The 259-nt window shown below is 46.3% G+C and carries 1 protein-coding gene; it reads right to left on the reverse strand.

Annotation, left to right across the window (positions count from 1 at the left end; all coding sequences use genetic code 11):
- Positions 1–259 (reverse strand): hypothetical protein (locus SB775_RS31025; RefSeq protein WP_410865113.1); only part of this gene is annotated, 259 nt, incomplete at both ends.

Below are 259 nucleotides of genomic sequence, written 5' to 3' on the forward strand. Positions count from 1 at the left end.
GTCTTTTCGATCGTAGACCATCGCTTCTTTGGCGATTGACCAATCTACCAAATCAGCCAAGCGGACTGTTCCCTGCGGGGTGCGAATCAAAATATTTTTCACCTGATCGGGATGATCCATCCACTTGCTTGGGAAATGAACGTTAACAGCCACATTTCGATTGTTCCATTGGACTGTACCTGCAGATTGATCTCCCAAATAACTCTCCAGCTGACGTTTGATTTCGTTTTCTGTCACACGATACCGTGCCAGCATGTCT

It is taken from the genome of Peribacillus sp. SIMBA_075 (genome assembly GCF_046534585.1).